The organism is Microcoleus sp. B5-D4 (assembly GCF_036705145.1).
Lineage (GTDB): Bacteria > Cyanobacteriota > Cyanobacteriia > Cyanobacteriales > Microcoleaceae > Microcoleus.
The window spans coordinates 1-8,544 of sequence record NZ_JAUBTV010000150.1 but is presented as its reverse complement, the minus strand read 5'-3'; the positions used below and the strand labels follow the sequence as shown (position 1 = coordinate 8,544).

At 44.3% G+C, this 8,544-nt stretch carries 6 protein-coding genes and 1 pseudogene; 6 read left to right on the top strand and 1 reads right to left on the bottom strand.

The genetic code is table 11. The features are described from left to right. The first annotated feature begins 117 nt into the window (after window positions 1-117). From QUB10_RS33285 to QUB10_RS33265, 5 genes are all read left to right on the top strand, one after another. A complete protein-coding gene (locus QUB10_RS33285) occupies window positions 118-318 on the top strand; it encodes a hypothetical protein (protein ID WP_333207378.1) in 201 nt (66 codons plus the stop codon). A 75-nt stretch (window positions 319-393) separates the two neighbouring features. Then, the gene (locus QUB10_RS33280) at window positions 394-1,176 is read left to right on the top strand and encodes a hypothetical protein (protein ID WP_333207376.1); all 783 of its coding nucleotides are present in this window, start codon (window positions 394-396) and stop codon (window positions 1,174-1,176) included. A gap of 2 nt (window positions 1,177-1,178) precedes the next feature. Continuing rightward, complete coding sequence (locus tag QUB10_RS33275; protein ID WP_333207375.1) at window positions 1,179-1,640, top strand: hypothetical protein; 462 nt, start codon at window positions 1,179-1,181, stop codon at window positions 1,638-1,640. Window positions 1,641-1,644: 4 nt separating this feature from the next. Beyond that, window positions 1,645-3,483, top strand: coding sequence for a hypothetical protein (locus QUB10_RS33270; protein WP_333207374.1), 1,839 nt, complete (start codon window positions 1,645-1,647; stop codon window positions 3,481-3,483). 342 nt (window positions 3,484-3,825) lie between these two features. After that, window positions 3,826-4,698, top strand: a complete 873-nt coding sequence (locus QUB10_RS33265; RefSeq protein ID WP_333207372.1) for a 3'-5' exonuclease — start codon at window positions 3,826-3,828, stop codon at window positions 4,696-4,698. A gap of 651 nt (window positions 4,699-5,349) precedes the next feature. Here QUB10_RS33265 and QUB10_RS33260 read toward each other — a convergent pair. After that, window positions 5,350-7,143 carry an SWIM zinc finger family protein gene (locus QUB10_RS33260; protein WP_333207371.1) on the bottom strand — a complete coding sequence of 598 codons (1,794 nt, stop codon included), beginning with the start codon at window positions 7,141-7,143 and terminating at the stop codon, window positions 5,350-5,352. A 350-nt stretch (window positions 7,144-7,493) separates the two neighbouring features. Here QUB10_RS33260 and QUB10_RS33255 point away from each other — a divergent pair. Continuing rightward, a pseudogene (locus QUB10_RS33255) lies at window positions 7,494-8,474 on the top strand (RNA-guided endonuclease InsQ/TnpB family protein); the annotation flags it as partial. Window positions 8,475-8,544: the final 70 nt, after the last annotated feature.

The window sequence follows — 8,544 nt, the reverse complement described above, 5'->3', positions numbered from 1 at the left end:
AGCGGCGATGAATGATGACTATATGATGCAGATTCTCAAGTGCTTGTGTCAAGCCTGATTAAGATGCTCTTACCCTGACTCACATCTGACAAGATTAAGATTTTTGCTCACTTTGGATTGAAAATAAAACTCGTTGTTGAGCCAGATTTCGCCTGCTGGTACGTGTATGACGGCGACCCCGACCCGATCGAAATTGGCGTTGAAGAAAATGAGGATATAGCTTTTGATTCAGCTACAAAATGGGTGGACTGGTATTTGTCAGGTGAATGGAAAATTTCTGAGAGAAGTTCCTCTTCTACAGACCCGCAAGGAAATTAAACTTACACTCGCCTTGCTGCTGACAATGGATTTGATTGCATACCAAACCGCAGACTGGATTAAAGGAGACAAACCATGAGTGCAATTGTTAAATACACTGGTGGTGGAGCCATCGCCCCAGCCCTAGTCGGAAAAGTCAAAGCATTTGATAGCGCACCTGAAATGTTGACTACTTTTCAGGGATACTACGGTTTTGACCCCTCAGCTTTTGCCGGGATGTCCGAGGAAGAATTGGGAGCCTTCGTAGATTCGGTTGAAGAAATCAAGTTTCTGATTGACAACCTCGACAAACTAGAAAAACACGTCAACGACTATATTGATGGCGTTGTCAAATACAACGAATTTGTAGCCCGATGCGTCAAAGCTGGTGCTAAGGGCATGGAGAAGATCGATCGAGCCACACTCGACGTGTTCTTGGCGTGGAAAGGTTGGCAGGCCAATACCAAAAAGCTAGCCAAAGATTCGGATGTTGGTATCAGACTTCTCGACCAAGAAGTTATTGATTACGGTGATTTAGCCGAATACAATCTTGAGATTTCTCTTCAGATCGTAGCTAACAGATTAGTCCGTCAAAAAGAGGCGCTATCCCAAAAACCTGACACAGAAGCAGCAAACTATGCGGAGCGACAAGCAGCTCAAGAGGCAAAAAGCGAAGAGAGAAATAGGATAAAAGACTTGTTCGCTTACGGTACTCGTGGGAAATACGGTTTGCCATCATCGAGTAGCAAACAATTGAGTCCTGCTGCCAATAACGCTACCAATAACGCTAGCAATAGTGCTACCAATAACACTAACAAGGCAAGTGGTTGGCTAAAAAAATGGGGTGGTAAAGCCTTTGATTATTTCTCAGGGAAGTAGCCATGCAGTTACCACCATTTCTTATTCCCAAACCTCAAAATCCTCCTGTTGATCCACCTTCACAACAACTACAACTCCCAGAATTAGAAGAATCAGACCAATTGAGGTTTCTCAAAAACCTAAATAGCTTCTGCGGTCAAGGATTTTGGTTTGCGATTGGGTTGTCAATTGCTCACGTTGCGAGGATTCTCAGTGCTCCTGTAATGCTCGTCGCAGTGATTTTAGTAGCTGGGTTCCTGTTTGTAGTAAAACCGAAAAACCCAACCTCTTATTTACTATCCATGAGGCGGATTAGCGGGTTAGTAGTGATTGTCGGAACTGTTGCTGCATTTTGGGATGCGGTGTGGCTACTAGCAAATATGCCTTTAAGCGTAGGCTTTGGCTTAATCCCAGTGTGGCAACTTGTCGTGATTGTTGGTGTGTCGGTGGCCTTGCTTTTGTTGGTCACACTGTGGCGGAGGTGACTAAATGAAAAGCGCGATCGCCTGTGTGATTGTGGGTATCGGATGTAGCGGATTTAGCTTGTTCGGGTACTTCGACAAACACGTCAGTTACTGCAATGGAGCTACAAACCCTTGTACGCCTGTTATAGTATCGGGTTCAAAGTATCCCAAGAATGCCAAGTTTGTGAAGCTGCATCAAGGCTGGGGGCTGCTGCGTACTGCATCCGGCGTAATTGGTGCGATAAGCTTTGGCGCGGGTTATTTCACATCGGGTGCAGCATCGGTGAGGCAGAGAAAGAACGAGGAAGAGGCTGCGATATTTGAGGCACGGCAAAAGCAATTAGAAGCAACTACAAGTGACATTTTGGAGAGCGAAGAAATCCAGAAAACAGCGATTGCTGCTGACTTGAGAGTGAAGGACTTCAAGCGCGAACTCTATGACGGCTACAACACACTTTATTTAGAGAAGAACCCTGAACTGTTGGATGCTTTGACAACCCCTAAATCTTTGCCGGCTTCAATGGAATCAAAGTTCCAGGAATTTGAAGATGCCCAAGTCGAACAAAACGCAGCACCCGCACCAAAGAGCAATCAATTGTTGGGCGTAGAACTGCCAATTACCCCAGATTTAGGCGTTAAATTCTTTGATTGGAACCAGTTTAGGGATACTCCTGAGATGTTTCCTCACTTGAGAGGAGTTGCACCCACAAATGGCGGAAAAACCACGCTCTTTGATTGGCTGATGGATGTGATGCCATGCGATAAAAAGCTAGTAATCACCATCAAACGGAAACCGCATCAGTGGACCCGATTAGAGGTAATTGGAGTTCCCGAAGATTACGGTGCCATCCGAATAGCTTTAGAAAGTTTGCAGTCTGAAAGAATTCGTCGCACTGTATTGATGGCGAAGGGAATTGATTCCCCAATTTGGAATGTGGGCATTGATGAATGGAGAGTGATTAGCAAGAATATCAAAGCGATTGTCGATCGCAAAACCAAGCAAATCATATCGCCTTCTGCCAAACAGATTATGGGCGATATGATTACTCTCGCCCGCGAACTCGGCATCCGCATCTTTGCTCTGGCTCAGGGGCGGCAGGTGGTGACATGGGGATTAGAGGATGAGAGCGATTTAGCTGAGTGTTTTTGCAGCATTTATATGGGTAGATTCGCCCTAGAGGAGTGTGAAAAGTATCGCAACAAATATCCCAAGGATTCGGAACAATACGCCAAGTACCAGCAAGTACGGGATTACTTGGAATCGCTGGGAAATAGAGCGGCATGGATTAGCTGCGAGTTAGGCGAATTTCCCGCTGTTGTCCCTGATTTGAGCGGTTGGAAACGAGAGGTTTTAAAAGAGCCAATTGAGCCAATCACTGACACGAATCAAGAGAATGCCGGGATTAGCCAAACAAGCGAAAATGATGACCCGCAACAACTTTGGGAATTAGCAAAACAGCGCATTGAAGAGACTTTTAAATCATCAGAAATTGCTGAAACAGGGGAGCATTCAGAGCGGGATACACAAGAACCTGACGTATCTGTACCGCAACCCCAACATGGCGGTGGGATACCTCTAGAACCCTTACCAGATAAAGAGTATCCGATTTTAGATGGCGCGTCTCTCGTATCCAGGTACTTCTCTGAAACAACGGAATCGGCTCTTTTTGAGCAGGTATTAGCGTATCTAGATACGAGTCGCAATGCGTCTGATATTATTAAAAATGTCCTGAAATGCACCAAACCCGATAAGGATTCGCCGCGTTCGTATTCAAGCGTCGGCAAGCCCGTATTTATTTACTTGATTCGGAAATACGGAACGGCTGCCTTGATTGCACATTTTGCCGATTTCTTGGATAGGTAAAAACCTGAATAATCCTGGGTAAAAGTCAGACCCGAAAGACGAACTGTTAGAGAATTGCCGCAAAGCTTTAGCAGCCGATGCTTAAGAAGGGAAATTGAAGTGATGTTAGCTGCTGCGGATACCTTAAGCCGAGGTGGTATTTGTTGTTTTAATTCGCAGGCAGTGACGCTTATTTGATAAAATAATTAGATTGTCGTTTAGTTTTGCAGCGGGCGACTCATCCCCCAATCTGGGGGTTTTATATTTCGATGTTACTTGCTTTGTGAGCTAGTTGTGTGGTTTTCAAATACTACCCATCGAGTTATATTTTGAAGGTGCTGTTTTGATATTAGGCTATCAAATATGGAACTAACCAAATATAGTTGGTGGGGTGAATCCAACGAACCGCCACCGCACCTGAAAACTAAAAAGCAACTGGGTGAACTCGGTTTATCGCCTCTGAAACCTTCAGGCATTGTCGAAACGCGAAAATACGACGTGTTCCTCTACGATTCGACTAATCCTGAATCGTGCCGACCAAAAAGAAAGCCATCTCCCAAACAATTGGAAACCCTGGCTGCCAACCGCCTCAAAGCCAAAATCAAGCGGGATTATCGAGAGTGGTATCGAGAAGTAGGTTTCATAGAAAAAGATAGGGTGAGAGCGGTGAAGTGGGCTCGCGAACAGATTCTTGCACCAGATGAATGGTTGATTTTGGATACTGAGACTACGGGGCTATACGATGCTGAGATTGTAGAGATAGCAATTATCAATCATCTCGGTGAAATGTTGCTGGATACGCTCATAAAGCCCTCTATTCCGATACCCGCAGAAGTAACAGAGATTCACGGCCTTAGCGATGCAATGGTAGCCGAGGCTCCTACCTTCCCTGAAGTCTATCCCCACATTGATGCAGCTCTTAAAGATAAGCGAGTATTAATTTACAATTCTGCTTTTGATATCCCAATTTTAAATTACTGCTGTCGGCTTCACAGTTTGCTGATTTTGAAGTTGGCAAAGCGCTCTGATTGTTTGATGGAATGGGTAGCGCAATGGGCCAGAAACTGGAGCTATTATCATAAAGATTATCGGTATGTTCCCCTCAATGGAAACCACCGAGCGTTAGGAGATTGCATAGCAGCTTTTGAGCTTATTAAACGCATGGCGGCGGATTCGGATCAAATCAATTGTCCCGTGCCGATTCCTGAGAGTAAGCGCGAATCCAAAAGTCAATGACGCTGTGCTCTTGGGGAGAGAATGCTAACAGTCTGGGAGAAGAAGCTTATGATGAAAATTGGAGTTATCCCCAAAACAATGACAAACCCCGAACCCACTGACTATGCTGCTCTTATCCGCGCTGTGACTCCCAACAGTGAACGAAAGCATCCTGAGTGGCTAGACCCTGGGCAGCCGCTCTTTTCTCCCAAGTACGGACAAGGCGAGGTTATTTCTTGGGTGGGTAACACACTGATAGAACCTATTTGGGATCTTGGATGAGGAGCTAGAATTAGTCATAAATGGCATATTCCAATAGTCCGGACAGTTTTTATATGGCCCAATGGCTTATTCTCTATGACTTCGCAGCCCCTGTGGATAATTAAATCAATGTCAGCTCCACCCCTGACGCGGCATTTAATTCGACTTTATTTATGATCCTTGCCATGTAAAACTTGTAGTCTCGTTCCAAAAACTGTCCGGAGTATTGATCTATAAGCTTGCAATCTGCTGTAAGTTGTGCGACGAGCGCTCCGCAGCAAAAGAGCCTACTTTCAGTTTAGGCCATAACTGCCTTGGCAATTGCTATACATGGAATCCTAAAAACTAAAAAGAAGCGACATTTTCTCTTTTTTATACCTCTACCCACGTAAATATTTATACGAATTAATCTTAATTAAGCGGTTTCAGTAATTCCATGAATTTTCGTTTGCGACCATGAGTTTGTATTAGTGAGGCACAATAAATTGACCATTCAGATTCCCGATAAGATTGCAGATAAGCAGCACGAGCTTTGTGCAGCCATTCAACAGCAAAATGATACGCATCCGCTTTACCTCGCTCGACAATTGATTCAGCACGTTTGCAGGCATTTTCTATCACCCAATCGGGGCGATGGGAGATAGCTGCCTCCATCACTTGGTGTACGATGCTGGAATCATAAGAACTGAAGTCAGTGACTATCTCAATAGCTTCATCAATGAACCCTTCATGCAGGAAAATACCTACTTTTGCCTTGTGAGTTGCCCATCCAGTTTGGGAGCGTAAGTTAGTTAAAAGCTCAACTTTTATAGTTGACCATTGCTCTCCGGCTAACTCCTCTACCTTGCGGTAGTCCTTAAAAGAAGGTTGAGCAACAAATGCTTTAATTTTGGCATTGAGAGCGCTCGCCAAATCGCCCAATTCCTCTGCTAGCTCAGTCGTCCAAGTTGCCAATTCATACAGGTAATGTCCCGGCAAGGAAAATCCTATTTGAGCTACTTCTAGTGCTTGATTTTTAGCTCCCTGTTTCCATAGTTGAAAAGCCAACGCTTTTGCCTGTTCCACTGATGTCATTTTAGTTTTGGCAGCAGACAATGCTTCTGAAATTTGCCCCAAACTAGCCAACATCACTAAATATTGTTGAGTCTCTCCTTCTGCTTCTGCCAAATACAAGTATTCTTTATGCCGTTTTTGGCGATCGAGAATTTGGAGGCGAATGAGAGCCAGAGCGTCGGCATAATCCGGTGCTTCTCCTTCCCATGCTCCTCGCTCTGAAATATTTCCCTGCAAAACAAGTTGTAGTGGCGGATAGTCCCAACCTTGCCTCAATGCTTCCAAGCTCATACCAAAATTGGCATCCCATTCATCCTGCCAATTTATGAGATTTTCTTGAAGTTCTATCTGTTGTTTTTCGGTAAGAGAGGCACAGAGGATGGCTTCTGTCCATGCTTCATCGAGCGCCATAACAATTTCATCACCATCTATGCCGTAGTCAGCGACATCATCCCAATTTTCTATGCAGGTTTCGGTAATGCTTTGCAAGATGGCAAGAGCATTGTTGGCATCATCATTTTGACTGAATTCCTGCGCTTCTGCAATTAAGTCCAGAATATCTGACTCGATCATATCTTCCTCGCACCCATCTTCTAGATAGCGCACTCCGTCGCGTAAAATTTGACGCACTTGTGTCCGGTAAGGAGTTGTATTAATACTGGTTGTTGAGGGTACTTTTGAGGGTTGTTGAGAGGATACTTTTGAGGCTTGTTGAGAGGGGGTAGTGCCTGCGATACAGGTGATGTGGCTATCTATGCGATCGATTAGTTCAGGTTGTTCTGCGACTAAGTTTTGCAGCAGGAGTTGAGTTTGTTGATGGTTGAGGCGCTCTAGCAGGTGTTCTAATGTGGGGCGTTCTGCGATTTTTTGTGGCTGGCGCAGACAAACTAATAAGGTGGCGACAACGTGTTTGCACCAGCCACCCATGCTGTAGGCGCAGGTACAAGTGACTTCGGTAAAGCCTTGATTTTCAAAGCTGAGTCTGACACGGTAAGGCTTCGCTTCGCTGCCCTCTACCTTGGCTTGAAGGATGTTGCCACGCAAGGTGATGGCATCAACAGCACGATTCAGATAGCAGGCTTCGCCACGTTCCAAGGATTTAGGAGTGGTGTTGTAGCGAATCGTGTTTTCTGTGAATTTTGGGATAGGCATTTCTTGCTTCCGAAAGTAGTTTTTGCAGGCCTGGTTTACGGCTAAAAAGTAATTTTTTCGGTTAGTGTAGCATCATTAGGGCTTACGAATAAACTCTATTGGCGTATCCATTCCGTATTCGGTAAGTAGTTCAATGGCTCGTGCGGTGGAGAGATGCCGTCCTTTTTTGTTGCTGGTACGAATTTTCATGGCACTTGGACCAGAGTAATTGTGCCGTATAATCTTGGTGTACTTGTTGCGATGTATTATAAAACTTCATTAAGATGGTAAGCATCAATAAACAATAGTAGTATCATATAGTCAGGAGAGTTAAATGAAATTGTTTCGCTCGTTACGAATGGAGAGTCTGGATGCAACTAACAGAAAGGCACATCATTAAATCGACGGAACACCGTTTCGCACTGATTGATGAATTAGCTTTTAAATCCAAAAATCTCTACAATGCCGCTAACTACGTGATTCGTCAGAGTTTTATCTATGGATGGGGATATATCAACTACAACGAAATGAACCGTTTGATGAAGTATCATCAAGCCTACAAGGCTTTACCTGAATCGGTTAGCCAACAAATCTTGATGATATTGGATAAGAATTGGAAATCATTCTTTGAAGCAGTCAAAGCTTACAAAGCCGATTCCTCTAAATTCACCGGCCGCCCCAAACTGCCGAAGTACAAAGATAAAGCTAAAGGGCGAAACCTTCTAGTCTACACGATTCAAGCGATTAGCACTACACAGTTGAGAAAAGGAATTATCAAGCTTTCGGGTACGGAGCTTTTAATCAAAACTCAAGTCAATCCCGCTCAAATTTGTCAAGTTAGACTGGTTCCCAAATGCGATTCCTATGTAATTGAGGTGATTTATGATGAACCGGAGTCCACCGTTAGTAACGGCAACTCTGTAGCTAGTATTGATTTAGGATTGGATAACTTAGTGGCGTTAACTTCAAATCAACCGGGTTTTATCCCTCTGTTGATTAACGGGCGACCATTGAAATCAATCAACCAGTTCTACAACAAACGTAAAGCACAGTTACAATCTCAGTTGAAAGGAAGCCGCAAGAGTTCACCCCGCATTCAACGCTTAACTCGCTGTCGCCACCAAAAAGTCGATAATTACTTGCATCACACAAGTCGCCTAATTGTTGACCATTTGGTAGCCAAACAAATTGGGACGCTAGTAATTGGTAAGAATGCACAGTGGAAAACCGAAATTGATTTAGGAAAGCAAACTAATCAAAACTTTGTCAGTATTCCTCACGCTCGATTAATTGAGATGTTGGAATACAAGACTCGGTTGGTTGGGATTAAGGTAATCGTGCAAGAAGAATCTTAGTGCGATTCGTTGAAACGTGAATCACGGTAATCAGTCCGTACATAACGTTTCCAGCCACAAGGCTGAA

What these genes read in the sequence shown, in the direction of transcription:
- QUB10_RS33280 (WP_333207376.1), top strand. Translation starts at nt 394, where the DNA reads ATGAGTGCAATTGTTAAATACACTGGTGGTGGAGCCATCGCCCCAGCC.
- QUB10_RS33275 (WP_333207375.1), top strand. Translation starts at nt 1,179, where the DNA reads ATGCAGTTACCACCATTTCTTATTCCCAAACCTCAAAATCCTCCTGTT.
- QUB10_RS33270 (WP_333207374.1), top strand. Translation starts at nt 1,645, where the DNA reads ATGAAAAGCGCGATCGCCTGTGTGATTGTGGGTATCGGATGTAGCGGA.
- QUB10_RS33265 (WP_333207372.1), top strand. Translation starts at nt 3,826, where the DNA reads ATGGAACTAACCAAATATAGTTGGTGGGGTGAATCCAACGAACCGCCA.
- QUB10_RS33260 (WP_333207371.1), bottom strand. Translation starts at nt 7,143, where the DNA reads ATGCCTATCCCAAAATTCACAGAAAACACGATTCGCTACAACACCACT.